Origin of the sequence: Thauera propionica (assembly GCF_002245655.1) — a bacterium.
GTDB classification, from domain to species: Bacteria; Pseudomonadota; Gammaproteobacteria; order Burkholderiales; family Rhodocyclaceae; genus Thauera; species Thauera propionica.
In genome coordinates this window covers 35,920-61,051 of the sequence record NZ_NOIH01000001.1, presented here as the reverse complement: position 1 = coordinate 61,051, position 25,132 = coordinate 35,920, and the positions used below count along the sequence as shown (strand labels likewise).

Here is a 25,132-nt window from a genome sequence, read left to right as displayed (position 1 = left end):
CCACGCCCGCCCGCTCCCCTGCCAGTGCCATAATGCCGCCCATGAACGCTCCCACGATTCCGAACCTGAACACCCCCGTGGACATCGCCCCCTTCCGCGCCCGCCGCGACCGCCTTCTCGCCCGCATGCAGGCTGCCGGCGGCGGCGTCGCGATCCTGCCGACCGCGCCCGAGCGCATTCGCAACCGCGACGCCCACTACCCCTACCGCCACGACAGCTATTTCTATTACCTCACCGGCTTCCGCGAGCCCGAGGCGGTCGTCGTACTCGTCGCCGGCAAGGAAACGAAGCAGATCCTGTTCTGCCGCGAGAAGAACGAGGAGCGCGAGATCTGGGACGGCTACCGCTACGGCCCCGAGGCCGCGCGCGAGGCCTTCGGCTTCGACGAGGCCTGGACCATCGGCGACCTCGACCGGCGCCTACCGGACTATCTGGCCGATCAGCCCCTGCTGTGGTCGGGCCTGGGCTACGACAACGACTGGGACGCCAGGGTGCTGGGCGCGCTCAACGCCGTGCGCGACAAGGCGCGCACCGGCCTCACCCCCCCGCATTCGGTACGCGACCTGCGCGCCGAACTCGACGAGATGCGCCTCGTCAAGGACGCCTCCGAACTCGCCACCATGCGCCGTGCCGCGCAGATCTCGGCCGACGCCCACTGCCGTGCGATGCGCACCACCCGTCCGGGGCGCTTCGAGTACGAGATCGAGGCCGAACTGCTGCATGCCTTCCGCGCCGCCGGCAGCCAGGCGCCCGCCTACACCTCGATCGTCGCCGGCGGCGCCAACGCCTGCGTGCTGCACTATGTCGAGAACGACCAGCGCCTCAAGGACGGCGACCTGCTGCTGATCGACGCAGGCTGCGAGCTCGACGGCTACGCCTCGGACATCACCCGGACCTTCCCGGTCAACGGCCGCTTCTCCGCCGCTCAGCGCGACGTCTACGCGATCGTGCTCGCCGCGCAGGCTGCCGCGCGCGACGCGACCCGCCCCGGCGCGCACTGGAATCAGCCGCACGAGGCCGCCGTCAAGGTGCTCGCCCAGGGCATGCTCGACCTCGGCCTGCTCAAGGGTAGCCTCGACACTGTGCTGGAGAACGGCGACTACCGCCGCTTCTACATGCATCGCACCGGCCACTGGCTGGGTATGGACGTGCATGACGCCGGCGAATACAAGCTCGGCGGCGACTGGCGGCCGCTCGTCGAAGGCATGGTGCTGACCATCGAGCCGGGTTGCTACATCCGCCCGGCCGAGGACATCCCCGAGGCCTTCTGGAACATCGGCATCCGCATCGAGGACGACGCGGTCGTCACCGCCGACGGCTGCGAGCTGATCACCGAAGGCGTCCCCAAGGCGATCGACGACGTGGAGGCGCTGATGCGCGAGGCGCGCCATGACTGAGACGGCGCCGGAGCACGTGCATGACCTGCTGATCGTCGGCGCTGGCCCGGTCGGTCTGGCGCTGGCGCTGGCACTGAAGGACGCCGGGCTCGATATCGTGCTCGCCGACACCCGCCCGCGCGAGGCGGTGACGAAGGACCCGCGCGACCTCGCGCTCGCGCACGGCACCCGGCTGACGCTGCAGCGCCTCGGCGTGCGCGACACCCTGCCGACGACGGCGATCCGGCACATCCACATCTCGCACCAGGGCGGGCTCGGCCGCACGCTGATCGACGCCGCCGAACACGAGCTGCCGGCGCTCGGCTACGTCGCCTCCGCCGGCGCGCTCGCCGCCGCGCTGCGCGAAGCGGTCGACGCCGCCGGCATCCCGGTCCTGGACGAAACCGAGGTCACCAATCTGGCCGCGGGCGACGACGACGTGATTGCCAGCCTCGCCGGCCCGGGCAGGCCGGCAGGCACCTTGCGCGCCCGCCTCGCCGCCTGCGCCGAGGGCGGACTGCACGCCGGTGACGCCAACGTCGTCGAACATGACTACGGCCAGCATGCGCTGATCGCCGACGTGCAGGTTGCCGGCGGCCATCGCCATACGGCGTTCGAGCGCTTCACCCCGCAAGGCCCGGTCGCCCTGCTTCCCAAGGGACAGGGCTACGCCCTGGTGCACGTGGCCCGCCCGGAAACGGCGGACGAGCTGCTCGCCCTCGACGACACCGCCTACCTCGCCCGCCTGCAGGCGCACATCGGTGGCCGGGCACGGCTTGCCGGCGTCGGCCCGCGCTTGCGCTATCCGCTGGTGCTGCGCTACCGGCGTTCGACCATTGCCCCCCGCACCGTGTGGCTCGGCAATGCCGCGCAGACCCTGCACCCGGTGGCCGGCCAGGGCTTCAACCTTGCGCTGCGCGACGTGTGGGCGCTCGCCGAGACGCTGCTGAGCGCGCGTGACGAGGCAGCACGCCAGGTGCCAGGCGCAACCGGCGCGGCCTTCGATGCCGGTGCGGCACGCATCCTCGCGGCCTACGCCGACGCCCGCGGCCTCGACCGCCTCGGCACGATCCGCTTCACCGACACGCTGGTGCGGGTGTTCAGCACGGACTTCGCCCCGCTGCGCCACGCGCGCGGCGCAGCGCTGCTCGCGCTCGACCTGCTGCCGCCGCTGCGCGGCTTCATCGCGCGGCGGATGATGTTCGGCGCACGCGCCTGGCCCTGAGCCCAGCCGACGGTCGCCCATACAAAAAGGCCTGTCCCCTGATAGGGAGCAGGCCTTTCGTTTCATGTGCGCCACAATCCCGCGGCGCGCCAGGGTCCGATCAGAACGCCGGCACCACCGCGCCCTTGTACTTGTCGGCGATGAACTGCTTCACTTCCGGCGAGTTCAGTGCGGCCACCAGCTTCTTCATCGCCGGGCTGTCGGCATTGTCCTCGCGCGCAACCAGCAGGTTGGCGTAGGGCGAGCTGGCATCCTCGATGAAGAGCGAATCCGTCAGCGGGTTCAGCTTCGCCTCGATCGCGTAGTTGGTGTTGATCACCGCCAGGTCGACCTGGTTGAGGATGCGCGGCAGGGTCGCGGCCTCGAGTTCGCGGATCTTCAGCTTCTTCGGATTGTCGGCGATGTCCTTCTGGGTGGCCGAAACGCTGTTCAGGTCCTTCAGGGTGATCAGACCGTTCTTCGCCATCAGCAGCAGCGCGCGACCGGAGTTGGACGGATCGTTCGGGATCGCCACGGTTGCGCCGCTGGGAATGTCGGCCACGGCCTTGTGCTTGGCCGAGTAGGCGCCCAGCGGCTCGACGTGCACCTTGGCGACCACGGTCTGGATGTCGTTCTTCTGCTTCTTCTTGAATTCGTCGAGGTAGGGCTGATGCAGGAAAAAGTTGCCGTCGACGCGCTTTTCGTTGGTCTGCATCGAGGGCTGGACGTAGTCGGTGAACACCTTCACCTCGAGCTCCACGCCCTCCTTCGCAAGCATCGGTTTGACGAACTCGAGGATCTCGGCGTGCGGCACCGGGGTGGCGGCGATGACCAGGCGGTCGGCGGCGACTGCCGCGGAACCGGCGGCGAGGGCGAGCGTGCCGAAAGCGGCAGCGAAGAGTTTGCGCAGGGTATGCGACATGGACAGCTCCTTTGTGAGGATCACTTGCGGGTGAAATACAGCACCAGGCGGTCGCCCGAGTACTGGATGATCTGCACCAGCACCACCAGCAGGGCGACGGTAATCACCATCACCTCGGTCTGGAAGCGCTGATAGCCGAAACGGATCGCGAGATCTCCGAGGCCGCCGCCGCCGATCACGCCCGACATCGCAGCGTAGGACATCAGCGTGATCGCCGTCACCGTCACCGCGGCGATCAGGCCCGGCAGGGCCTCGGGCAGCAGCGCGCCGAAGATGATGCGGTGAGTGCGGATACCCATCGCCTGGCAGGCCTCGATGACGCCCCGGTCGACCTCGCGGAGCACGTTTTCGACCAGGCGCGCGAAGAAAGGTGCGGTGCCCACCACCAGCGGCGGGATCGCGCCCTCGACGCCGAGCGAGGTGCCGATGAGGATCACCGTGACCGGGATCATCACGATCAGCAGGATCAGGAAGGGCACCGAGCGCAGCACGTTGACCACGAACGAGAGCACCGTATAGACGAAGCCCTGCTCCAGCAGCTGGCGCTTGGCGGTGACGAACAGCAGGATGCCCAGCGGCAGCCCGAGCAGGATGGTGAAGAACAGGGACACGCCGGTCATGACCAGGGTTTCCCAGGTCGCGATCCAGATGTCGCTCCAGTCGATGACGGACAGGTCCATTACTGCAGCACCTCGTGGTGGATCTGGTGGCGGTCGAGCTCGGCGAACACCGCGCGGATGTCATCCTCGCCACCCTCGAGTTCGAGCAGCAGCTGGCCGAAGGGCACGTCCTTGATGCTGGAGACCTCACCCTGAAGGATCGTCACCTGCACCTTGGCGCCGGCCATGATGCGGCTGAGGATGGGCTGGTAGGTCACGTCGCCGATGTAGGTCAGGCGCACCAGCGTGCCGCGCAGCTTGTCGCTCATGTAGGCGTGGGCAGGAGCGAAGCTCGCCGCAGCGAGCGCGTCGCTCTGCGCCACCATACTGCGCGTGACCGGATGCTGCGGATGCAGGAAGACGTCGACGACCTTGCCGGACTCGACGATGCGCCCACCGTCGATCACCGCGACGCGGTCGCAGATCGTGCGGATGACCTGCATCTCGTGGGTGATGAGCACGATGGTCAGCCCCAGCTGGCGGTTGATGTCGAGCAGCAGGCGCAGGATGGACTGCGTTGTCTCGGGATCGAGCGCCGAGGTCGCCTCGTCGCACAGCAGCAACTGCGGGCGGTTGGCCAGCGCACGCGCGATGCCCACGCGCTGCTTCTGCCCGCCGGACAGCTGCGAGGGGTACTTGTGACCCTGCTCGGACAGGCCGACCAGCGCCAGCAGCTCCTTCACGCGCGCGGCACGCTCGGCGGCATTGCCCTGCCCGGTCGCCTTCAGCGGCCAGTCGATGTTGTCGGCGACGGTCTTGGCGTTGAGCAGGTTGAAGTGCTGGAAGATCATGCCGACCCGGCGGCGCAGCGCGTAGAGGCCTTCGCTGTCGAGCGTGGTGATGTCCTCGCCATCGACCAGCACGCGCCCGGCCGAGGGACGCTCGAGCAGGTTCAGGGTGCGGATCAGGGTGCTCTTGCCCGCGCCCGAGCGGCCGATGATGCCGAACACCTCGCCGGTACCGATCTCGAGGTTGATGTCGGTGAGCGCCTCGACCTCGCGGCCGTCAGCCGCGCGATAGGTCTTGCGCAGGTTTTCGATACGGATCACGGCAACCACGTCCCGAACGGGAAAAAGGCGCGGATTTTACCTGCGCGCGGAATTCGGCACCATGTTTGCGCGCAAGGCGGCGACACAGCCGTTCGTGCTTTCCGGCCCTGCGGCGGGCCGGTTAACGAACTCGGGGTTGTACCGGCGCAACGGCAAGCGCGCCCAAGCACTTGAGCTATGAGGTAAAATGCCGCCTTTTCCCTCGCCTGACCCGCCCATGCAGTTCGCCGGCTTCACCTTGCGCAATAACCTTTTCGTCGCTCCCATGGCGGGCGTGACGGATCGCCCTTTCCGACAGTTGTGCAAGAAGCTGGGGGCAGGCGTGGCCGTGTCCGAGATGGTCACGTCCAACTCGCTGCTCTACGGCAGCGAGAAGACCCGTCGCCGTGCCGACCACACCGGCGAGGTCGATCCGATCTCGGTGCAGATCGCCGGCGCCGACCCGGCGATGATGGCCGAGGCCGCCAGGTACAACGCCGACAACGGCGCGCAGATCATCGACATCAACATGGGCTGCCCGGCCAAGAAGGTGTGCAACGTGATGGCCGGATCGGCGCTGATGCAGGACGAACCGCTGGTCGCCCGCATCCTCGAGGCGGTGGTCAAGGCCGTGCCCGATACCCCGGTTACGCTCAAGTTCCGCACCGGCTGGAACCGCGCCAACAAGAACGCACCGACGATCGCCCGCATCGCCGAAGAGTCCGGCATCCGCGCCATCGCCATCCATGGCCGCACCCGCGCCGACCAGTACATGGGCGAAGCCGAGTACGACACCATCGCCCACGTCAAGACGCTGGTGAAGATCCCGGTGATCGCCAACGGCGACATCACGAGCCCGCAGAAGGCCAAGCACGTGCTCGACTACACCGGCGCCGACGGCGTCATGATCGGCCGCGCCGCACAGGGCCGGCCGTGGATCTTCCGCGAGATCGAGCACTACCTCGCCACCGGCGAGCTGATGCCCCCGCCGCTGGTCAGCGAGATCCATCAGGTCTGCCGCGAGCACCTCGCCGACCTGTATGGTTTCTACGGCGACGAGCGCGGCGTCAAGATCGCACGCAAGCACATCTCCTGGTACACCAAGGGCCTGGTGGGCTCGGCGGCCTTCCGCCGCGCGATGAACCAGATTCCCGACATTCCCGCCCAGCTCGCCGCAGTGGACGAATTCTTCGGCCTGCTCGCCGAGGCCGACGCCCGCCTGAGCTACGAGACGGACCCGCAAGCCGAATACCCGCAGGAACTCGCAGCATGACCAGCCGCAGCAACGAGATCGCGGACGCCGTCGTCCGCACGCTGGACCAGTACTTCCGCGACCTCGACGGCGAAAAGCCGGCCGCCATCCACGACATGGTGATCCGCAACGTCGAGCGCCCGATGCTGCAGTTCGTGCTTGAGCAGGCCAAGGGCAACCAGACGGTCGCCGCCGAAATGCTGGGCATCAACCGCAACACGCTGCGCCGCAAGCTGACCGACTACGAACTGCTGTAAGCACGGGCGTCGCGGCGCTCGCTCGCGCCGCGCCCCCGCAAGCGCGGGCAAACTCGTGCAACTCGCAGCCAAAGACTTTTTCGCTTCTCCTTCAATCTCGCTTCCGGTCCCACGATGAACGTCACCCAAGCCCTGATCAGTGTTTCCGACAAACGCGGCGTGCTCGACTTCGCGCGCGAACTCTCCGCCCTCGGCATCAAGCTGCTGTCTACTGGCGGCACTGCCAGCCTGCTGCGCGAAGCCGGCCTGCCGGTGACGGACGTGTCGGAGCACACCGGCTTCCCCGAGATGCTCGACGGCCGCGTCAAGACCCTGCACCCGAAGGTGCACGGCGGCATCCTCGCCCGTCGTGACCTCGCCGAGCACATGGACACGATCGCCGCGCATGACATCGGCCGCATCGACCTGGTGGTGGTGAACCTCTACCCCTTCCAGCAGACCGTGGCCAAGCCCGATTGCACGCTGGAAGACGCCATCGAGAACATCGACATCGGCGGCCCGACCATGGTGCGTGCCGCGGCCAAGAACCACGGTAATGAGGACGGCGGCGTCGGCATCGTCACCGACCCGGACGACTACGCTGGCATCGTCGCCGAGCTCAAGGCCAACGCCGGCAAGCTCAGCAACAAGACCCGCTTCGCCTTGGCGGTGAAGGCCTTCACCCACACCGCGCGCTACGACTCGGCGATCTCCAACTACCTCACCGCGCTGGTCACCAACGAGGCCGGCGACGTCTCGCTGCAGACCTACCCCGAGCGCCTGCAGCTGGCTTTCGACAAGGTGCAGGACCTGCGCTACGGCGAGAACCCGCACCAGACCGCGGCCTTCTACCGCCAGCCCGGTGCAGCCGAGGGCGGCATCGCTGGCTACGCCCAGCTGCAGGGCAAGGAGCTGTCGTACAACAACATCGCCGACGCCGATGCGGCATGGGAATGCGTCAAGGCCTTCGACGCCACGGCCGCGGCCTGTGTCATCGTCAAGCACGCCAACCCCTGTGGCGTGGCCCTCGGCGCAACCCCGCTGGAAGCCTACAAGAAGGCCTTCTCCACCGACCCGACTTCGGCCTTCGGCGGCATCATCGCCTTCAACGGCGAAGTCGACCGCGCTGCCGCCGAGGCCGTCTCCGCCCAGTTCCTCGAAGTGCTGATCGCGCCGGCCTACACCGCCGACGCGCTCGAACTGCTGCGCGCCAAGCAGAACGTGCGCGTGCTCACCTGTGCGCTCGGCCAGCCCGCCGGCGCCTTCGACTACAAGCGCGTAGGCGGCGGCCTGCTTGTGCAGAGCGCCGACGAAGCCCGCATCCAGATCGCCGACCTCAAGGTCGTCACCAAGCGCGCACCGACGGAAGCCGAGATGCGCGACATGCTGTTCGCCTGGCGCGTGGCCAAGTACGTCAAGTCGAACGCCATCGTGTATTGCAAGGACGGCATGACCGTCGGCGTCGGCGCCGGCCAGATGAGCCGCGTCGACTCCGCCCGCATCGCCAAGATCAAGGCAGAGAACGCCGGCCTGCAGATCGCCGGCTGCGTGGTCGCCTCGGACGCCTTCTTCCCGTTCCGCGACGGCCTCGATGTGCTCGCCCAAGCCGGTGCCACCGCAGTGATCCAGCCCGGCGGCTCGATGCGCGACGCCGAAGTGATCGCCGCCGCCGACGAGCAGAACATCGCCATGGTGTTCACCGGCTTCCGCCATTTCCGCCACTGAGCATCGACCCCGCAGCAACACGGAGCGCCCCATGAAAGTCCTCGTCATCGGTTCCGGCGGCCGCGAACACGCGCTGGCCTGGAAACTCGCCCAGTCGCCCAAGGTCACCCGCGTGCTGGTCGCGCCGGGCAACCCAGGCACGGCGCGCGAGCCCAAGCTGCACAATGTCGCCGTCACCGCGGTGCCTGACCTGGTCGAACTCGCCCGCAACGAGCAGGTTGCGTTCACCGTGGTCGGCCCCGAGGCGCCGCTCGCGGCCGGTGTGGTCGATGCCTTCCGCACCGCTGGCCTGCCGATCTTCGGCCCGACCAAGGCCGCAGCCCAGCTCGAAAGCTCGAAGGACTTCGCCAAGCAGTTCCTGGTCCGCCACCACATCCCGACCGCCAAGTACCGCACCTTCTCCGACGCAGCAGCTGCGCACGCCTACATCGACGCCGAGGGCGCGCCGATCGTCATCAAGGCCGACGGCCTTGCCGCCGGCAAGGGCGTGGTCGTGGCAATGAACGCCGAAGAGGCGCACGCCGCGATCGACATGATGCTGCTCGACAACAAGATGGGCGATGCCGGCGCACGCGTCGTCATCGAAGAGTTCATGGAAGGCGAGGAGGCCAGCTTCATCGTCATGGCCGACGGCCGCCACGCGATGGCCCTGGCCACCAGCCAGGACCACAAGCGCCTGAAGGACGGTGACGAAGGCCCCAACACCGGCGGCATGGGCGCCTACTCGCCTGCCCCCGTGGTGACGCCCGACGTGCATGCGCGCGTGATGCGCGAGATCATCAATCCGACGCTCGCCGGCATGGCGGCTGACGGCCTGCCCTACACCGGTTTCCTTTACGCCGGCCTGATGATCGACGCCGCAGGTCATCCGCGCGTTGTCGAGTTCAACTGCCGCATGGGCGACCCCGAAACGCAGCCGATCATGATGCGCCTCAAGACCGACCTCGCCGACCTCGTCGAAGCCGCGATCGCCGGCAAGCTCGACCAGACCGAAGCCGAATGGGACCGCCGTTTCGCCCTCGGCGTGGTACTGGCTGCCGCAGGCTACCCCGACAGCCCGCGCAAGGGCGATGTCATCACCGGCCTGCCCGGTGGCGAGCTCGAGGACGCGCACGTGTTCCACGCGGGTACCGCCGAACAGGACGGCCAGATCGTCACCGCGGGCGGTCGCGTGCTGTGCGTTACCGCGCTGGGCGACAACGTGCGCACCGCGCAGAAGCGCGCCTACGAGGTGGCCGACGGCATCAGCTTCGACGGTCGCCAGTATCGGCGCGACATCGGCCATCGGGCGCTATCTCGCAAGAACTGAGCACTCCGGACCACCGGCAACGATCGGCGCAGGCATCCGCCAGCGCTGACATCCTCCGCTGTCACGACTATCCTATGGCCGTGCGCATATCCCGTGCGCACATTCACAGTCATGGAGGCGCGGATGTCCGTCAAATTCGAGATCACGAAGAACGACAAGGGCGAGTTCTATTTCAAGCTGCTCAATGGCGACGGTAAGACCCTGCTGCGCAGCGAGGGCTACAACGCCAAGACGAGTTGCACGAACGGTGTCGAATCGGTGCGCAAGAATGCCGGCGACGACAAGCGCTACGACATGAAGACGGCCTCCGACGGTCGTCCTTACTTCAACCTCAAGGCGAGCAATGGCCAGATCATCGGCACCAGTCCGATGTTCGCCGATGCCGCCGCCTGCGAAGCGGCGGTCGCCGCCACCAAGGCCGGCGCAGCCGATGCGCCGGTCGATGACAAGAGCTGATCCACGATGAACCCTGCCACCGTCAAACCCTGGTTTACCGACCTTCAGCAACGCATTGTCAGCCGTCTCGAAGCCTTCGACGGCATGGCCTTCAAGGCCGATGGCTGGGAACGTCCGGGAGGCGGTGGCGGGCTCACCCGCGTGATCGAGGACGGCAACTTCTTCGAACGCGGCGGCGTCAATTTCTCGCATGTGATGGGCGACGGCATGCCGGCGTCCGCCACGGCCCACCGACCGGAACTCGCCGGCCGGCGTTTCGAGGCAATGGGTGTGTCCCTGGTGCTGCACCCGAGAAACCCCTATTGCCCCACGGTGCACATGAACGTGCGCTGCTTCGTCGCAATTGCCGAAGGCAAGCCGCCCGTCTGGTGGTTCGGCGGCGGCATGGACCTGACGCCCTATTACCCGTTCGAAGAGGACGTGCGCCACTTCCACGCGACCTGCAAGGCGGCGGTGCTGCCGTTCGGCGGGGAAGCGGAATATGCGCGCCTGAAGGACTGGTGCGACCGCTATTTCTTCCTCAAGCACCGCAACGAACCGCGCGGCGTTGGCGGGCTGTTCTTCGACGACCTCGGCGCCGACGGCAACACGGACTACGACACTGCCTTCGGCCTGACGCAGTCGGTGGGCAATGCCTTCCTCGATGCCTATCTGCCGATCATCGAACGCCGCAAGGATGTTCCCTACGGCGAACGCGAGCGCGACTTCCAGGCCTATCGGCGCGGACGCTACGTGGAGTTCAACCTGGTATTCGACCGCGGCACGCTGTTCGGCCTGCAGTCGGGCGGGCGCACCGAGTCGATCCTGATGTCGATGCCGCCGATCGTGAAGTGGCGCTACGACTGGCACCCCGAGCCGGGTTCACCCGAAGCCCGGCTCTACGACGAGTTCCTGAAACCGCGCGACTGGGCCTGAAACTTCGGCTCGATTCCCGGCGCTGAATCCGGGCTCTGCCGCACCGGGGGCGCTCGCGCCACGCTAGGCGCGCGCCCCGTCCGGGCAAAGCTCGGCAGGCTTACGCCGGCAACAGCGCCACAGCGGACCTTTGCTTGCCGGCCACGATCTCGGCGGCTGCACGGTAGTGCTCTTGAGCATCGCCGGTTCGCTCCAGTTTCTCAAGCAGGTGCGCAAGCGCCAGATGCGCATCGACCGTTGCCCCGTGCTGGACCGACGCTTCCAGATAGCTCTGCGCCTTGCCCCACAACTGCGCGTTCAGGCAGAGCTGACCCAGCGCAAACAGCAGGCCGGCATCGCGCGGCTGCTTCGGCAACCAGCCTTCGGCTTTCTGCAGGCAGGCGCGCACATCGCCTTCACCCACCGCGCAGCAGGCGTACTGGCGCGCAAGCCCCGAATCCCAGCGTTCGTCGAGCAAGCGCTCGACCTGCTTGCGGGCCAGCTCGCCCCGGCCGACTGCGGCCAGCAGCGGCAACACGCGCTCGATCAGCCCTCGATCCTGCAACTCGATCGAGGGAATGCCCTTCCAGTAAGCGACCAGCGCATTGCCGTCGCCCGCCAGCTCGCGCATGCGCTCGACGTGACCTCGGCGCAACATGGGCGCGGCCTGCTCGTCGGTCAGCGCCTTGTGCTTGCGCAGTTGGCGCACCGTCTGCACCAGTTCTTCCCAGCGCCCCAATGCCGAAGCCACTTGTGCCTCCAGCCGCAGCATGGCGATGTGGCGGTTCCCGCTCGCGCGCAACGCGGCCAGCTTGGCCGCCGCCTCATCAAACTGACGCGCCTCGATCGCGAGCTCGGCCTCGGTCATCAACCGCGCGACCTCGCCCTGCGCACCATGCTCAGCCGCATGCCCCAGCCATTCGCGGTAGCGCGGTTCGTCCTGCAGCGCATGCGCGGCGCGGGCCGCGATCAACGCGGCCATCGACGAGCCCTCGCCCGTCTCATAGGCGCGTGAGGCCGACTTCAGCGACTGCGAGAAGCGCCCCTCGAACAGCGCATTGATCGAATCGTTCAGCGCACGGCCGGCCCGGGCGCGGCGACGGCGTTCGCGCCACTGCGCCACACGGCCGGGCAACTGGAGGGTGCGACTGAAGATGCGGACAAGGGCATACACCAGCGCAAAGCCCACGACCACGATGACCACGAGCAGATTGAGCGACAACTGCACGCGCCACGGCGGCGCCACAAGCAGCACATAACCGTCGTTAAGCCCGGCAACCATGGCCACGCCGACGGCAACGGCGAAGATGCCGATCAGCCAGATCAGGGTACGCATCTTCGCCCCCTCAACGCGCCGGCGCGTCAGACGCGCCTGTCGACGCCTCGTCCGCCGCAGGCCCGCTCGGCTCGGCAAGCGGCGCGGCCGGCTGAAGCGGACGGTCCGCACGCACCTGCATGGTCCGCAGCGCGGCAAAACTGTCGGTCAGCGTCGGCAGTTCGGTGCGGATCGCGACCGCCTCGAGTTCCTTCAACTCCTGCAGCGCCATCTGCACACGTTCGTCACGCAGGTCGAAGAAGCGCTCGATCCACCCCCTGGCCTGGGCGAGGTCAGCCGAGTAGGTCCGGCCGTCCCGCGCGAGCAACGCGAGGCGCGCCGTGAGCAGGCGGATCTTCAGGTTCTCGCGCAGGAAGGTGTTCTGCGCCGGCGCGAGCAGGACCGGGTCGCTCTGATCCAGCCGCTCCATGCGCACCAGCCCGCGCACCTCGCGCCACACATCGTCGAACAGCTCACGCGCGTACCCGAGCGTCCTGGCCGTCCAGTCTCCGGCCGTCGCATCAACCTGAGCCGTCGGTGCCGGCGTCTCAACCTCCGTCGCGGGGAGCTGCCCCTCAAATGCAAGCGGCATCGCGTCGGCACGCTCGAGCAAGCGCTCGAGCCGCAGACCCAGGCCGGGCACGTCGAGCACCGGCTGCAGCTTGAGGGCCTCGATGTCGCGCGCAAGCGCACGCCGCAAGGTCGCGTACTGTCCACGGTCGTACGCGGCAAGGCGCGCCTCCGCCTGCTGCAGGGCAATCAATGCGGCCTCGAGATTCCCCGCCAACTGCAACTGCTGGGCCGCGAGCGCAACCGCCTGTTCGACTTCGGCAACCACACTGTCCTCGCGCGAACGCGAGAACTCCTGGTACATCGCTTCCAGTGCCGAAGCCTGACCTTCGGTCGCCTCCACCTTCGACTCCAGCGCACCAAGCTTGCCCTGCAGCAAGGCGATCGTTTCCTGCTGCTGGCGCACGATGCCGCGCGCCTCGGTGGCTACGCTCTCTCCTTCGGCAAGGCGGCTGGCGAGCGTCTCGCGCAACTGCGCCGCCTGTGCGTGGGTATCGCGCGCCTGCCAGGCAGACCATGCCGCGGCGCCACCGGCCGCGAGCGCAACCAGCAGGGCCCACCAGGCCACCGTCTGGCGTGCCGACGCGGGTGCGGAAGGCGCGGCGGCCTTCGCGGTCGATTGGTCGGACATTGCTTCGTCCTTGCGGGAAGTTTGGGCAGCGCCCGGCGGCTGGGTCAGTGCGGGGATTTCGTCGTTCATGGCCAGAGTTTAACCAAAGTGCCTCGTCAGTGCCTGCAGCAGCCCGTCATCACCGGCAGGCGTCTCGATGACCACGGCAAAGCCCGCCTCCCGCGCTTCGGCGGCGATGCGGGCATGGGATGCAAACACCGGCACCCCATGCAGGGCACGTAAACCTTCGGCGCCAAGCATGCCGCCAAGATTGCGTACTCCCTCGCTGCTGGTCAGCAGCAGGGCGTCAAGCTCGCCGCGCGCTGCCGGTTGCAGCAGGAGTCCAGGATCGAGCGGCGGGCAGTAGCGCCGGTAGCAGGTGACATATTCGACGTGAGCGCCCCGTTCGCGCAAGGTGTCGCGAATCAGGTCGCGTCCGCCGTCACCACGAAAGATGACTACCCTACGACCACGGACCGCCTCGGCGGAAAACTCGGGCAGGGCGAGCACCGACTCGCTGTCGAAGCCGTCCTGCGGCACCACCGGATCGCGAAAGCCGCGCTGCAGCAGGACCCGCTCGCTGCCCTTGCCCACCGTCGCCACGCGCAGACCGGCAGGCCATGCCCGGCGAGCCAGCACGAACTCGAGCGCATGGTGTATCGCGTTCGGACTGACGAAGAAGGCCAGATCGAATTCGTCGAGGCGCGGAACGATTGCCTCGAGCTGAGCAGGATCGGGCGCGGGCGCAATCGCCAGCACCGGGAAGCGAATTGCCTTTCCGCCCGCTGCCTCGATGCGCCGGCACAGGCTGTCGGCCTGCTCCAGCGGTCGCGTCACGACCAGAGTGCGCCCCACAAGCGGGGCGGACTTCTCATGGGAAGCCGACGGTTTGTCGATGCGCATGCCGGAGGCTGGCACCAACGCTCAGCCGAGGTCGGCGAGGATCGCCTCGGCGCCCTGCGCGCGCAGGTCTTCTGCCAGCGCCCGGCCCAGGGCTTCGGCCTCGGCCGGCGAGCCCTCGCGCTCGGCGCGCACGATCTCGCTGCCATCGGGACGGGCGACGAAGCCGCGCAGCCAGACCTTGCCCTCGCGCATCAGCGCATAGGCGCCGAGCGGCACCTCGCAGCTGCCCGCAAGCGCGCGCGCCACGGCGCGTTCGGCCAGCACGCAGGCGGTGGTGTCGGCGTCGACCAGCGGCTGCAGCCAGCCGATCACGTCCTTGCGCGCGGCCAGGCACTCGATACCGAGCGCGCCCTGCCCGGCCGCCGGTAGCGACACTTCGGCCGGCATCACCGAGCGGATACGTTCGCCCAGCCCCAAACGGGTCAGGCCCGCTGCGGCCAGGATGATGGCGTCGTACTGGCCCTCATCGAGCTTGCGCAGGCGGGTATCGAGGTTTCCGCGCAGGCTGGTGACGCCAAGGAAGGGGTACTGAGCATGGATCTGCGATTCGCGGCGCAGCGACGAAGTGCCCACCACCGCCCCCGGCGGCATGTCGGCAAGACTCTCGTAGCGGCTCGAGACGAAGGCGTCGAGCGGTACTTCGCGCTCGGTGATGCAGGGCAGCGCGAACTCCTCGCCCATCACCATCGGCACGTCCTTCATCGAATGCACGGCGATGTCGGCACGGCCGTCGAGCAGCGCGGTCTCGAGCTCCTTGACGAACAGTCCCTTGCCGCCCACCTTGGCCAGCGGCCGGTCGAGGATCTGGTCTCCACGGGTGGTCATGCCGAGCAGTTCGACACGGCAGCCGGGATACAATCCCTCGAGGCGGGCCTTGATGTGCTCGGCCTGCCACAGGGCGAGGCGGCTTTCACGGGTAGCAATGACGATGCGCTCGGGATTCGCTTGGCTCACGATTGGGATCACTCAGGAACAGGATTCGATCATGCCGGGGAGGCTCGACTTTCGCCGCACCGCAGCATCAGGGTTCGCACCAATGGTGCGCAGGATGGCCGCGATTCTAGCATGCGTGCCGATCGCACTTTCGGCTGCACCACCGGCCTTGCCCAAGGCCAGCGACCTTGCAAGCGACGCGGCAACGATGCGCAGCGAGCGAGTGCCGATGGTGGTGCTCTACAGTCAGGCCGGCTGCAGCTACTGCGACACGGCGCGAAGCTATCTGGTGCCCATGTCGGCACCCGAGGCGCAAGGCCGGCGCGCCCTGTTCCGCCAGATCGACATCGACTCCGATGCCGCACTGGTCGATTTTTCGGGCGCCCGGTCGACGCACCGCGCCGTGGCGAGGACGCAGAAGGCACGCTTCACGCCGACCGTGCGCGTGTTCGACGCCTACGGTCGCGCCGTAGGTGACGACATCGTCGGCATGCGGCTCGAGGATTTCTACGGCCAGTATGTCGAGAACGCGATCGACGAGGCGCGCCGCCGCATGGGCGCCACCGACTGAACACTCCGTCAGGTCCCCGATGGGCGCCTGCGGCCAACCAACCTCACAGCCCCATTCGAGATGACCCAGGACAAAGACGCACCGCTGCGTGAAGATATCCGCCTGCTCGGCCGCCTGCTCGGCGACACCGTACGCGACCAGCAAGGCGCAGCCGCATTCGAGCTGATCGAGCGCATCCGACAGAACTCCGTGCGTTTCCGCCGCGACGACGACATCGTCGCGCGGCGCGAACTCGAGGACATGCTCGACGCCCTGTCGCGCGACCAGACCATCCAGGTCGTGCGCGCCTTCAGCTACTTCTCGCACCTGGCCAACATCGCCGAGGACCAGCACCACATCCGCCGCTCGCGCGCGCACCTGATCGCCGGCTCCGCCCCGCGCGAGGGCAGCCTCGCGCACGCGCTCGAGGCGGCGCTCGCCAGCGGCACGACCGACGCCGCGGGGCTGGTCGACTTTTTCGACACCGCCCGCGTTTCGCCCGTGCTCACCGCCCACCCCACCGAGGTGCAGAGGAAGAGCATCCTCAACTGCGAGACGGTGATCGCCCGCCTGCTCGACGAGCGCGACCGCATGCAGCTCACCCCCGAGGAGTCCGAGGCCAACCTCGAGGCGCTGCGCCGCGCGGTGCTCACGCTGTGGCAGACGCGCATCCTGCGCACGGCCAAGCTGTCGGTGATCGACGAGGTCAACAACGGCCTGTCGTACTTCGACACCACCTTCCTGCGCGAGCTGCCGCGGCTTTACGCCAGCCTGGAGGACCGCCTCACCGCTGCCGCGCCGGGTCTGGCCGGCGCCGAGCTGGCCAATTTCCTGCAGGTCGGCAGTTGGATCGGCGGCGACCGCGACGGCAACCCCTTCGTCACCGCCGAGGTACTCGACAAGGCGCTGGCGATGCACGCTGCCGTGGCGCTCGAGTACTACCTCAACGAGCTGCACACGCTGGGCTCGCAGCTGTCGATGAGCCAGGGCTTCGTCAGTGCCTCGGACGCGCTGCTGGCGCTGGCCGAGCGCTCGGGCGACCACTCCCCGCACCGCAGCGACGAGCCCTACCGCCGCGCGGTGTCCGGCCTCTACGCCCGGCTGGCCGCCACCTACCGCGCACTGCTCGGTCACGAGCCCGCGCGCCACGCGGTCGCCCGCGCCGAACCCTATGCCGATGCGGCTGCGCTGTCCGAGGATCTCGACACCCTGCACCGCTCGCTGGTAGCCAACGGTTCGGCCGCGCTCAGCCGCGGGCGGCTCCGCCAGCTGCGCCGCGCGGTGAAGGTGTTCGGCTTTCATCTGGCGCCGATCGACCTGCGCCAGAACTCGGACGTGCATGAGCGCGTGGTGGCCGAGCTGCTCGAGATCGCCCGCCCCGGCACCGATTACCGTGCTCAGGACGAGGCCGGCCGCTGCGCGCTGCTGCTCGAGGAACTGGCCACCGCGCGCCCGCTCGCCTCGCCCCACGTGCGCTACTCGGACGAGACCGAAGGCGAACTGGCGATCTTCCGCACGGCGCGCCGCGCGCACCAGCGCTATGGCAAGGCGGCGATTCGCCACTGCATCATCTCCAAGACCGACGACGTCTCCGACCTGCTCGAGCTGGCGGTGCTGCTGAAGGAAGCGGGCCTGTTGCGCCCGCTGGAGAACGCGCTCGACGTCGACATCGTGCCGCTGTTCGAGACCATCGGCGACCTGGAGAACGCCGCCGGGGTCATGGAGCGCCTGTTCTCGCTGCCCATCTACCGGAACCTGCTGGCCGCCCGCGACCAGACCCAGGAGGTGATGCTGGGCTACTCGGACAGCAACAAGGACGGCGGCTTCCTCACCTCGGGCTGGGCGCTGTACAAGGCCGAGGGCGAGCTGGTGGCGACCTTCGCGCGTCATGGCGTGCGCCTGCGTCTCTTTCACGGCCGCGGCGGCTCGGTGGGCCGCGGCGGCGGGCCGAGCTACCAGGCCATCCTCGCCCAGCCCGACGGCGCGGTGCAGGGCCAGATCCGCCTCACCGAGCAGGGCGAAGTCATCGGCGCCAAGTACGGCAACCCGGAAGTCGGCCGGCGCAACCTGGAGGTGCTGGTCGCGGCCACGCTCGAGACCAGCCTGCGCCCGGCCGGCGCCGAGCCCACGCCGCCCGCGTTCATGGACGCGATGCAGGCGCTGTCGGACGCCGCCTTCACCACTTACCGCGGCCTAGTGTACGACACCGAGGGCTTCGAGCGCTACTTCTGGGAATCGACGGTGATCAGCGAGATCGCCGCGCTCAACATCGGCAGCCGCCCGGCCTCGCGCAAGAAGAGCACCGCGATCGAGGACCTGCGCGCCATCCCCTGGGTCTTCAGCTGGTCGCAGTGCCGGGTGATGCTGCCGGGCTGGTACGGCTTCGGCAGCGCGGTCAGTACCTTCCTCGCCCAACACCCGAAGGACGGCCTGGCGCTGCTGCAGCGCATGTACCGCGAGTGGTCCTTCTTCGCCACGCTGCTCTCGAACATGGACATGGTGCTCGCGAAGAGCGACCTGGCGATTGCCAGCCGCTACGCCGACCTGGTCAAGGACGTGGCCCTGCGCGAGGCGATCTTCGGGCGCATCCGCGCCGAGCACCAGGCCACGGTCGAAGCGCTGCTGCAGATCACCGGCCAGCGCGAGCTGCTCGAGGCCAACCCGCTGCTCAAGCGCTCGATCCGCAACCGCTTCCCCTACCTCGACCCGCTCAACCACGTGCAGGTCGAGCTGCTGCGCCGCCACCGCGAGCACGGCGACGATCCGCGCATCCGCAACGGCATCCACATCTCGATCAACGGGATTGCCGCGGGACTGCGCAACAGCGGCTGATCAGAGACCGAGCGCCTGCCTCACCACCGGCCACTGCCGGCGGCTGACCGGCAGGCGCTCGTCGAGGCCCTTCAGCAGCACCTCCCAGTGACCCTCGCCGTCGCCTTCGCCGACACGCTCCACGCCCTGCACCGCATCGCGCGCCACCAGACAGTTGCGATGTACGCGCAGAAGGCGCTGCGGGAATTCCTGCTCCAGTTGCACCAGTGATTCGTCGAGCAGGTAGTCGCGCTCGGCCGTGCGCGCAGTCACGTACTTCAGTTCGGCCTTCAGGTAGATGACGTCGGCCACCGGTAGCAGCAGGATTCGTCCGCGCTCGCTGACACTGAAGTGCCTGCGCTCGCCCGGCGCCAGTGCTGCGAGATCGGCCACCGGCGCAGGTCGGCGCTGGCGCAACTTGGTCAGCGCCATTGCCAGCCGTTCGGCACGGACCGGCTTGAGCAGGTAATCCACGGCCGCCAGCTCGAAGGCTTCAACCGCGTACTGATCGTAGGCCGTCACGAAGATCACGGCAGGCGGTGACGGCAGGCGCGGCAGATGACGCGCGAGCTCGACGCCATCCATGCCCGGCATGCGTATGTCGGCCAGCACCACGTCCGCAGGCTGCAGTTCGAGCAGGCGCAGCGCCTCGACGCCATTGGCAGCCATACCGACCACCGTCGTAGGCTGCATGTCGGCGATGTCGCCCAGCAGGTCGCGCAACCGGCTGCGCGCCGGGCCCTCGTCATCGACGATCAGCACGCGCAGGGCGTCACTCGGGGGCGAGATCGTCATCCCTTGGCACTCCGGAAAGGCAGGCGGATACGGACGCGATAACGCCCATCGGCGCAGTCGATCTCCACCCCCGCCTCGAGGTCGAAGAAGAGCATCAGTCGTTCGCGAATGTTGTCGAGCGCCATGCGGTTGCCGCTGTGATGCCGCCCCGCGTCGCAGACCGGATTGTCCACTTCGATGCGCAGGCTGTCGCCATGCCGGCCAAGGCCGACCACGACTTCGCCTGGACCAGTCGAAGGTTCTATGCCGTGATATACCGCGTTCTCCAGCAGGGGTTGCAGCAGCAACGCCGGCACCCGCGCCTGCAGCAGTGCAGCGTGGTCGGCCGAGCCGGGCGCCGGCATCTCCCAACGCACGCTCAGACGATCGCCCAGCCTCAGGCGCTCTAGGTCGATGTAACGCTCGCACAATGCTAGCTCGTCACCCAACGGCACCAGGTCACGATTCTCCTGCATCAGTGCGCGGAACAGGTCCGCCAATTCTTCCAGCGCGCGCTCGGCGCGGCGCGGATCGGACCGGATCACACCGAGCACGCCATTGAGGCTGTTGAACAGGAAATGCGGCCGGATCCTCGCCGTCAGCGCCTGCAGCCGCGCCTCGGCCAGCGCCGGCGAAAAGCGCCGACTCCGATACTCGAAATACATCAGGCACAAGGCCGTCGCCGCGAGCGCCCAGACGAGGTGACGGAACAGGCTGTCGCCACCGCCCAGCAGCGGGTAGCTCAGCGCCACGGACAGCACCACGACGCCCAGCAGCACCGCGGTCGCCGCGCGCGGCGGCAGGGACGCCAGCCGGGGCGATACGAGATACAGCATCAGCACCGCGAGCAGCAACGGGAACTCGACGCGACCGGCCATCAGCGTCAATTCGGCTGCGAGCCGTGGGCCTTCGTCCACCCGGATCAACACGGTGACGAGCGCGAACAGATTCACCGCCAGCAGCAGCCGCAGGATCACGCCCAGGTTGCGAAAGTCAGGCATGGCGCCGGCGCCGAGCGGCATGGTCTTTTGCTTTATACTTTTCATCGTTCTTTCCTGCCGCGACAGCGGCGGAGTCCCCTCATGCCAGGCCAGCCGGACCCGGCCAGCCGACATCTTCTTGCGACACGCATTATGACAGACACCACGACGCCGGCCGCTGGCGGCAACGAACCCGCCAAGGCCTGGTCCGGCCGCTTCACCGAACCCGTTTCCGATCTCGTCAAGCGCTACACGGCCTCGGTCTTCTTCGACCAGCGCATGGCGCGCCAGGACATCCGCGGCTCGCTCGCGCACGCGAAGATGCTCGCCCGCCAGGGCATCATCGGCGCGGCCGACCTCGCCGACATCGAGCGGGGCATGGCCCAGATCAAGGGCGAGATCGAGCGCGGCGAGTTCAGCTGGAACCTCGACGACGAGGACGTCCACCTCAACATCGAGAAGCGCCTCACCGCGCTGGTCGGTGACGCCGGCAAGCGCCTGCACACCGGCCGCAGCCGCAACGATCAGGTGGCCACCGACATCCGCCTGTGGCTGCGCGACGCGATCGACCAGATCCTCGAACTGATCCGCGAGTTCCAGAAGAACCTGCTGGATGTTGCCGAGGCAAACGCCGACACCCCGATGCCCGGCTTCACCCACCTGCAGGTCGCCCAGCCGGTCACCTTCGGCCACCACCTGATGGCCTACTACGAGATGAGCCGGCGCGACGCCGAGCGCTTCGCCGACTGCCGCAAGCGCGTCAACCGCCTGCCGCTCGGTTCGGCCGCGCTGGCCGGCACCAGCTATCCGATCGACCGCGAGTTCGTCGCCGCCGAGCTCGACTTCGACGAGGTCTGCTTCAACTCGCTCGATGCCGTCAGCGACCGCGACTTCGCCATCGAATTCTGCGCTGCCAGCGCGCTGCTGATGACGCACCTGTCGCGCTTCTCCGAGGAGCTGATCCTGTGGATGAGCCCGCGCGTCGGCTTCATCGACCTCGCCGACCGCTTCTGCACCGGCTCTTCGATCATGCCGCAGAAGAAGAACCCGGACGTGCCCGAGCTGGTCCGCGGCAAGACCGGGCGCGTCAACGGCAGCCTGATCGCCCTGCTGACGCTGATGAAGGGGCAGCCCCTGGCCTACAACAAGGACAACCAGGAAGACAAGGAGCCGCTGTTCGACACCGCCGACACGGTGATCGACACCTTGCGCATCTATGCCGACATGATCACCGGCATCAAGGTCAAGACCGAAGCCATGCGCGGCGCGCTGACGCAGGGCTACGCGACTGCCACCGACCTGGCCGACTACCTGGTCAAGAAGGGCCTGCCCTTCCGCGACGCGCACGAGGCCGTGGCGCTGGCGGTGCGGGCAGCAGACGTCAAGGGCTGCGACCTGCCCCAGTTCTCGCTCGACGAGCTGCGCATCGCCATGGCGCATGTGCCGGGCGCAGCCGAACGACTCGGCGACGACATCTTCGCCGTGCTGACGGTCGAGGGCTCGCTCGCCTCTCGCCGCCACATCGGCGGCACGGCGCCCGAGCAGGTGCGCGCGGCGATCACGCGCGCGCGCCAGCACATCGTCTGACGAGCACCGCCATGGCGGCGGAACGGATCGGCAAGTACGAGGTTCGCCGCCAGCTGGGCGAAGGGGCCACCAGCGTCGTCTATCTGGCCTGGGACCCCTTCAACCTGCGCGAAGTCGCCATCAAGCAACTGCGCCCCGAGATCCTGCGCGACCGGGAGCGCGGTCGGCTGCATCGCCAGCTGTTCCTGAACGAAGCCGCTTTTTCGGGACGACTGCACCACCCGCACATCGTGCAGATCCACGACGCGGTGGTGGACGACCACAACGCCTACGTCGTGATGGACTATGTCCCGGGCGGCACGCTCGAACGCCTGACGCGAGCGAGTTCGCTCGCCGCCTTCGAACGCGTGATCGAGATCATCTTCAAGGCCAGCCGGGCGCTGGACTACGCCTTTCACCAGGGCATCACGCATCGAGACATCAAGCCGGCCAACATCCTGCTGATGACTCCCGAAGGCAGTGACATCCGCGTCTCCGACTTCGGTGCCGCCCTGCACACCGCCCAGGAAACCACGCAGATCGCAGGCGTCGGCTCACCTGCCTACATGTCGCCGCAGCAGGTGCGCGAGGTGCCGCTCGACCATCGCACCGACATCTACTCGCTCGGCGTCGTGATGTTCGAATTGCTGACCGGACGCCTGCCGTTCGAGAGCGACAACAACTACACCCTGCTCTACCGCATCGCCAACGACACTCTGCCGAAGCCCTCCGAGCTGCGTCCGGATGTGCCGGAGGCGCTCGACGCGATCGTACGGCGGGCCACCGAACGCGACGTCGAACATCGCTACCAGAGCTGGGCGGAGTTTTCGCACGACCTCGCCCTCGCCTTCCGCAACCACAGTGTCGAGATCACGCGCGGCTCGATCCCGGACACCGAGAAGTTCGAAGCCCTGCGCGCGATGCATTTCTTCCGCGAGTTCGCCGATGCCGAACTGTGGGAAGTCATCGGACTGAGCCAGTTCAGCCGCGTCCAGCCCGGCACCCTGATCATGCGCGAGGACGAAGGCGGCGACTCGTTCAGCTTCATCCTGGAGGGCGAGGCCCACGTCAAGCGGCGCGGCCACCTGCTAAACATCCTGACGGCCGGCGAATGCTTCGGCGAAGTCGCCGTCTTCTCGGCGGCAGGGGGCGTGCGCTCCGCATCCGTAGAGGCCGTCACCGAAGTCAGCCTCATCACGATTCGGGCCCAAGCGCTGCGCCGCGCCAGTGACACCTGTCGCATGCGCTTCTACAAGGCCTTCCTCGAAGTCCTGGCGACCCGCCTGTCGCTTGCTACCGCCCGCATCACCAACGTATGAGCCACCCTGCACTTCCCCTCATCGAGCACGCCATCCGCCAGCGCGTCGGCAGCGCGTTCAGTATCCGCGACGTCGCCCCGGTCGGTGGCGGATGCATTCACGAAGCCGTCGTCGTCGCGGGCGACCGCGAGCGCTTCTTCGTCAAGCTCGGTAATGCGGCACGACTGCCGATGTTCGAAGCCGAAGTCGACGGCCTGCTTGCGCTCGCCGCCGCAAACTGCTTCCGCACGCCGGCACCAATCGCCTGTGGCGCGGACGAAGCGCACGCCTTCCTCGTGCTCGAACACCTCGCGCTCCGGCCTCTGCACTCGACCGATGAGGGCACCCGCTTCGCCGACACTCTCGTCCAGCTGCACCGCACGACCGGCACGCGTTTCGGCTGGCGGCGAGACAACTTCATCGGCAGCACGCCGCAGCGCAACACGCCGGCCGACAACTGGGCGCTGTTCTTCGTCGAACACCGCCTTCGCCCCCAGTTCGCGCTCGCCCGGCAGCATGGCTTCAGCGGCGAACTCCAGAAACAGGGCGAGCGCCTGTTCGAGCGCGTACCCGCACTCTTCCTCGACTACCGCCCTGCAGAAAGCCTGCTGCATGGCGACCTGTGGCACGGGAACGCGGCAGTCCTCGAGGATGGGACTCCCGCGATCTTCGACCCCGCCGTTCATTACGGCGACCGCGAGTCCGATCTGGCGATGAGCGAACTGTTCGGCGGATTCCCGGGCAGCTTCTACGCCGAGTACCGCAAGGCGTGGCCGATCCACGAAGACTACCCGCGACGCAAGGACGTCTACAGCCTGTATCACATGCTGAACCACCTGAACCTGTTCGGCCGCGGATACCTGGGGGAGGCGCTGCGGCTGACCACCCGCCTGAACGAGGCACTATCGGTGTGGCGGCACTGACGGCAGATCGCACTGGGAGGGGCCGGCCCGCTTGTCGGGATTTCTTACACTGCCTGACCGCCGTTGGCACCCGACGGACGCGACAACACTGTCTATCAATAACTTATGGCCGTTTTCGGAGTCCAGGCGTGAGATTTGCTACGTTCACGGTACAGTCGCCCTGACAGCAAGACATATGCGGCTATAATTTGCTTGAAGCCGACGAGAATTCCATGAGGTTGATTATGACAAACGCCCCCCAAGACAAATCCATTGAGCAACGACGACGTGTGCTCAAGGGTGCATTGGGCGCGTCCACGGTCGTCACCCTCGGGTATGGCGCTCCGGTCGCAGCCGCGTCGCTGAACTGCATCGCGAAAGTCGACGGCGGCTACCCTGCCGGCTCGAACCAGTTCTTCCTCGGCGATCAGCCGCCCGACCTCACCCCGGGTAACTGGGCGTGGCGACAGGTTCCCGTCAATATGTACGCTCCGCCGGTGGTGGCTGCTCCGCCGGCCACGGGGGGGCAGCCCGGCAAGGGCAAGGGTAGGAAGAAGGATTCCGACGAGCAGTCGGCGCCGGAGGCAGCGAGTGACGCGGTGGAAGGTTTCGAGGTCAGCAATCTCGTCTATTCGACCACGCCACCCCATGACCCCCTCGTCGGTGTAGAGGCGCAGACCGCAGCCGGTTACCCGAAAGTGGGCTGGGTGCTCGTCTATTTCGACGAGAACGGCGAAGAGATCGGCACCTATCCCGCCTACACGATGGACGGAGACGGTTTCGCGCCGGCATCCGAGTCCTGCCTCAACTCGATCAACCCGGGCGCTGCGGGCAACTACACCTACGGCGGCTGACGGGA

Annotated in this window: 23 protein-coding genes; 14 read left to right on the top strand and 9 right to left on the bottom strand. The window is 67.7% G+C overall.

Features of this window, described 5'->3' with window-relative positions; translation table 11 throughout:
• The first annotated feature begins 41 nt into the window (after positions 1-41).
• Together pepP and CGK74_RS00270 are read left to right on the top strand one after the other, a co-directional pair.
• Positions 42-1,397, top strand: coding sequence for a Xaa-Pro aminopeptidase (gene pepP / locus CGK74_RS00275; RefSeq protein WP_094266367.1), 1,356 nt, complete (start codon positions 42-44; stop codon positions 1,395-1,397).
• Positions 1,390-2,601 (top strand): FAD-dependent monooxygenase, encoded by a 1,212-nt coding sequence (locus CGK74_RS00270; RefSeq protein ID WP_094266365.1) that lies wholly within the window; start codon positions 1,390-1,392, stop codon positions 2,599-2,601. Before pepP ends, CGK74_RS00270 begins: the two co-directional genes overlap by 8 nt.
• 100 nt (positions 2,602-2,701) lie before the next feature.
• Here CGK74_RS00270 and CGK74_RS00265 read toward each other — a convergent pair whose 3' ends face one another.
• Genes CGK74_RS00265 through CGK74_RS00255 form a run of 3 tightly spaced genes read right to left on the bottom strand, consistent with a single transcriptional unit; the run spans position 2,702 to position 5,210 of the window.
• Positions 2,702-3,502: a MetQ/NlpA family ABC transporter substrate-binding protein gene (locus tag CGK74_RS00265; protein WP_094266428.1), complete on the bottom strand. Its 801-nt coding sequence runs from the start codon at positions 3,500-3,502 to the stop codon at positions 2,702-2,704.
• A 20-nt stretch (positions 3,503-3,522) separates the two neighbouring features.
• Positions 3,523-4,182, bottom strand: a complete 660-nt coding sequence (locus tag CGK74_RS00260; protein WP_094266363.1) for a methionine ABC transporter permease — start codon at positions 4,180-4,182, stop codon at positions 3,523-3,525.
• A complete protein-coding gene (locus tag CGK74_RS00255; RefSeq protein WP_094266426.1) occupies positions 4,182-5,210 on the bottom strand; it encodes a methionine ABC transporter ATP-binding protein in 1,029 nt (342 codons plus the stop codon). Before CGK74_RS00255 ends, CGK74_RS00260 begins: the two co-directional genes overlap by 1 nt.
• Positions 5,211-5,427: 217 nt before the next feature.
• On the opposite strand from CGK74_RS00255, the gene dusB reads away from it, so the two are divergent.
• The 6 genes from dusB (at position 5,428) to hemF (ending at position 11,082) form a co-directional block, all read left to right on the top strand.
• On the top strand, positions 5,428-6,462 hold the full coding sequence (gene dusB / locus CGK74_RS00250; RefSeq protein WP_094266362.1) for a tRNA dihydrouridine synthase DusB: 1,035 nt from the start codon (positions 5,428-5,430) through the stop codon (positions 6,460-6,462).
• A complete protein-coding gene (locus CGK74_RS00245) occupies positions 6,459-6,698 on the top strand; it encodes a helix-turn-helix domain-containing protein (protein WP_004262710.1) in 240 nt (79 codons plus the stop codon). The genes dusB and CGK74_RS00245 overlap by 4 nt, the downstream gene beginning before the upstream one ends.
• Before the next feature lie 114 nt (positions 6,699-6,812).
• Positions 6,813-8,402, top strand: coding sequence for a bifunctional phosphoribosylaminoimidazolecarboxamide formyltransferase/IMP cyclohydrolase (gene purH, locus CGK74_RS00240; protein ID WP_094266360.1), 1,590 nt, complete (start codon positions 6,813-6,815; stop codon positions 8,400-8,402).
• Positions 8,403-8,433: 31 nt separating this feature from the next.
• A complete protein-coding gene (purD, locus tag CGK74_RS00235) occupies positions 8,434-9,711 on the top strand; it encodes a phosphoribosylamine--glycine ligase (protein WP_094266358.1) in 1,278 nt (425 codons plus the stop codon).
• A 123-nt stretch (positions 9,712-9,834) separates the two neighbouring features.
• On the top strand, positions 9,835-10,167 hold the full coding sequence (locus CGK74_RS00230; RefSeq protein WP_240498578.1) for a YegP family protein: 333 nt from the start codon (positions 9,835-9,837) through the stop codon (positions 10,165-10,167).
• Between the two features lie 6 nt (positions 10,168-10,173).
• Positions 10,174-11,082: an oxygen-dependent coproporphyrinogen oxidase gene (gene hemF, locus CGK74_RS00225; RefSeq protein WP_094266354.1), complete on the top strand. Its 909-nt coding sequence runs from the start codon at positions 10,174-10,176 to the stop codon at positions 11,080-11,082.
• 100 nt (positions 11,083-11,182) lie between these two features.
• Here hemF and CGK74_RS00220 read toward each other — a convergent pair whose 3' ends face one another.
• The 4 genes from CGK74_RS00220 to hemC are packed head-to-tail and all read right to left on the bottom strand — an operon-like array spanning position 11,183 to position 15,413.
• On the bottom strand, positions 11,183-12,397 hold the full coding sequence (locus CGK74_RS00220) for a heme biosynthesis HemY N-terminal domain-containing protein (RefSeq protein WP_094266352.1): 1,215 nt from the start codon (positions 12,395-12,397) through the stop codon (positions 11,183-11,185).
• Between the two features lie 10 nt (positions 12,398-12,407).
• On the bottom strand, positions 12,408-13,646 hold the full coding sequence (locus CGK74_RS00215; protein ID WP_094266350.1) for a uroporphyrinogen-III C-methyltransferase: 1,239 nt from the start codon (positions 13,644-13,646) through the stop codon (positions 12,408-12,410).
• Between the two features lie 9 nt (positions 13,647-13,655).
• Positions 13,656-14,459 (bottom strand): uroporphyrinogen-III synthase, encoded by an 804-nt coding sequence (locus CGK74_RS00210; RefSeq protein WP_094266348.1) that lies wholly within the window; start codon positions 14,457-14,459, stop codon positions 13,656-13,658.
• A gap of 21 nt (positions 14,460-14,480) precedes the next feature.
• Positions 14,481-15,413 (bottom strand): hydroxymethylbilane synthase, encoded by a 933-nt coding sequence (gene hemC / locus CGK74_RS00205; protein ID WP_094266347.1) that lies wholly within the window; start codon positions 15,411-15,413, stop codon positions 14,481-14,483.
• A 94-nt stretch (positions 15,414-15,507) separates the two neighbouring features.
• Between hemC and CGK74_RS00200 the strand changes: the two genes are divergently transcribed.
• Together CGK74_RS00200 and ppc are read left to right on the top strand one after the other, a co-directional pair.
• A complete protein-coding gene (locus CGK74_RS00200) occupies positions 15,508-15,963 on the top strand; it encodes a thioredoxin domain-containing protein (RefSeq protein WP_094266345.1) in 456 nt (151 codons plus the stop codon).
• 60 nt (positions 15,964-16,023) lie between these two features.
• Entirely contained in the window at positions 16,024-18,774 is a 2,751-nt protein-coding gene (gene ppc / locus CGK74_RS00195) for a phosphoenolpyruvate carboxylase (protein ID WP_094266343.1), read from the top strand.
• Here ppc and CGK74_RS00190 read toward each other — a convergent pair whose 3' ends face one another.
• Together CGK74_RS00190 and CGK74_RS00185 are read right to left on the bottom strand one after the other, a co-directional pair.
• Positions 18,775-19,548: a LytR/AlgR family response regulator transcription factor gene (locus CGK74_RS00190; protein WP_094266341.1), complete on the bottom strand. Its 774-nt coding sequence runs from the start codon at positions 19,546-19,548 to the stop codon at positions 18,775-18,777.
• Positions 19,545-20,573, bottom strand: a complete 1,029-nt coding sequence (locus CGK74_RS00185) for a sensor histidine kinase (RefSeq protein ID WP_094266339.1) — start codon at positions 20,571-20,573, stop codon at positions 19,545-19,547. The genes CGK74_RS00190 and CGK74_RS00185 overlap by 4 nt, the downstream gene beginning before the upstream one ends.
• A gap of 87 nt (positions 20,574-20,660) precedes the next feature.
• On the opposite strand from CGK74_RS00185, the gene argH reads away from it, so the two are divergent.
• The 4 genes from argH to CGK74_RS00165 all read left to right on the top strand — a co-directional run bounded on the left by argH (position 20,661) and on the right by CGK74_RS00165 (position 25,127).
• Entirely contained in the window at positions 20,661-22,094 is a 1,434-nt protein-coding gene (gene argH / locus CGK74_RS00180) for an argininosuccinate lyase (RefSeq protein ID WP_094266337.1), read from the top strand.
• 11 nt (positions 22,095-22,105) lie between these two features.
• Positions 22,106-23,392, top strand: coding sequence for a serine/threonine protein kinase (locus CGK74_RS00175; protein ID WP_094266335.1), 1,287 nt, complete (start codon positions 22,106-22,108; stop codon positions 23,390-23,392).
• A complete protein-coding gene (locus tag CGK74_RS00170) occupies positions 23,389-24,294 on the top strand; it encodes a fructosamine kinase family protein (protein ID WP_094266333.1) in 906 nt (301 codons plus the stop codon). The genes CGK74_RS00175 and CGK74_RS00170 overlap by 4 nt, the downstream gene beginning before the upstream one ends.
• A gap of 212 nt (positions 24,295-24,506) precedes the next feature.
• Positions 24,507-25,127, top strand: a complete 621-nt coding sequence (locus CGK74_RS00165; protein WP_133091744.1) for a hypothetical protein — start codon at positions 24,507-24,509, stop codon at positions 25,125-25,127.
• Positions 25,128-25,132: the final 5 nt, after the last annotated feature.

Bases quoted from the DNA above. Each gene is read 5' to 3' on its own strand.
- CGK74_RS00165 (WP_133091744.1), top strand. From the start codon at position 24,507: ATGAGGTTGATTATGACAAACGCCCCCCAAGACAAATCCATTGAGCAA.
- CGK74_RS00215 (WP_094266350.1), bottom strand. From the start codon at position 13,646: ATGAACGACGAAATCCCCGCACTGACCCAGCCGCCGGGCGCTGCCCAA.
- CGK74_RS00270 (WP_094266365.1), top strand. From the start codon at position 1,390: ATGACTGAGACGGCGCCGGAGCACGTGCATGACCTGCTGATCGTCGGC.
- purH (WP_094266360.1), top strand. From the start codon at position 6,813: ATGAACGTCACCCAAGCCCTGATCAGTGTTTCCGACAAACGCGGCGTG.
- CGK74_RS00245 (WP_004262710.1), top strand. From the start codon at position 6,459: ATGACCAGCCGCAGCAACGAGATCGCGGACGCCGTCGTCCGCACGCTG.
- CGK74_RS00200 (WP_094266345.1), top strand. From the start codon at position 15,508: ATGGCCGCGATTCTAGCATGCGTGCCGATCGCACTTTCGGCTGCACCA.
- argH (WP_094266337.1), top strand. From the start codon at position 20,661: ATGACAGACACCACGACGCCGGCCGCTGGCGGCAACGAACCCGCCAAG.
- CGK74_RS00175 (WP_094266335.1), top strand. From the start codon at position 22,106: ATGGCGGCGGAACGGATCGGCAAGTACGAGGTTCGCCGCCAGCTGGGC.
- CGK74_RS00190 (WP_094266341.1), bottom strand. From the start codon at position 19,548: ATGACGATCTCGCCCCCGAGTGACGCCCTGCGCGTGCTGATCGTCGAT.
- dusB (WP_094266362.1), top strand. From the start codon at position 5,428: ATGCAGTTCGCCGGCTTCACCTTGCGCAATAACCTTTTCGTCGCTCCC.
- purD (WP_094266358.1), top strand. From the start codon at position 8,434: ATGAAAGTCCTCGTCATCGGTTCCGGCGGCCGCGAACACGCGCTGGCC.
- CGK74_RS00185 (WP_094266339.1), bottom strand. From the start codon at position 20,573: ATGAAAAGTATAAAGCAAAAGACCATGCCGCTCGGCGCCGGCGCCATG.
- CGK74_RS00265 (WP_094266428.1), bottom strand. From the start codon at position 3,502: ATGTCGCATACCCTGCGCAAACTCTTCGCTGCCGCTTTCGGCACGCTC.
- CGK74_RS00170 (WP_094266333.1), top strand. From the start codon at position 23,389: ATGAGCCACCCTGCACTTCCCCTCATCGAGCACGCCATCCGCCAGCGC.
- CGK74_RS00210 (WP_094266348.1), bottom strand. From the start codon at position 14,459: ATGCGCATCGACAAACCGTCGGCTTCCCATGAGAAGTCCGCCCCGCTT.
- CGK74_RS00230 (WP_240498578.1), top strand. From the start codon at position 9,835: ATGTCCGTCAAATTCGAGATCACGAAGAACGACAAGGGCGAGTTCTAT.
- ppc (WP_094266343.1), top strand. From the start codon at position 16,024: ATGACCCAGGACAAAGACGCACCGCTGCGTGAAGATATCCGCCTGCTC.
- hemF (WP_094266354.1), top strand. From the start codon at position 10,174: ATGAACCCTGCCACCGTCAAACCCTGGTTTACCGACCTTCAGCAACGC.
- pepP (WP_094266367.1), top strand. From the start codon at position 42: ATGAACGCTCCCACGATTCCGAACCTGAACACCCCCGTGGACATCGCC.
- CGK74_RS00260 (WP_094266363.1), bottom strand. From the start codon at position 4,182: ATGGACCTGTCCGTCATCGACTGGAGCGACATCTGGATCGCGACCTGG.
- CGK74_RS00220 (WP_094266352.1), bottom strand. From the start codon at position 12,397: ATGCGTACCCTGATCTGGCTGATCGGCATCTTCGCCGTTGCCGTCGGC.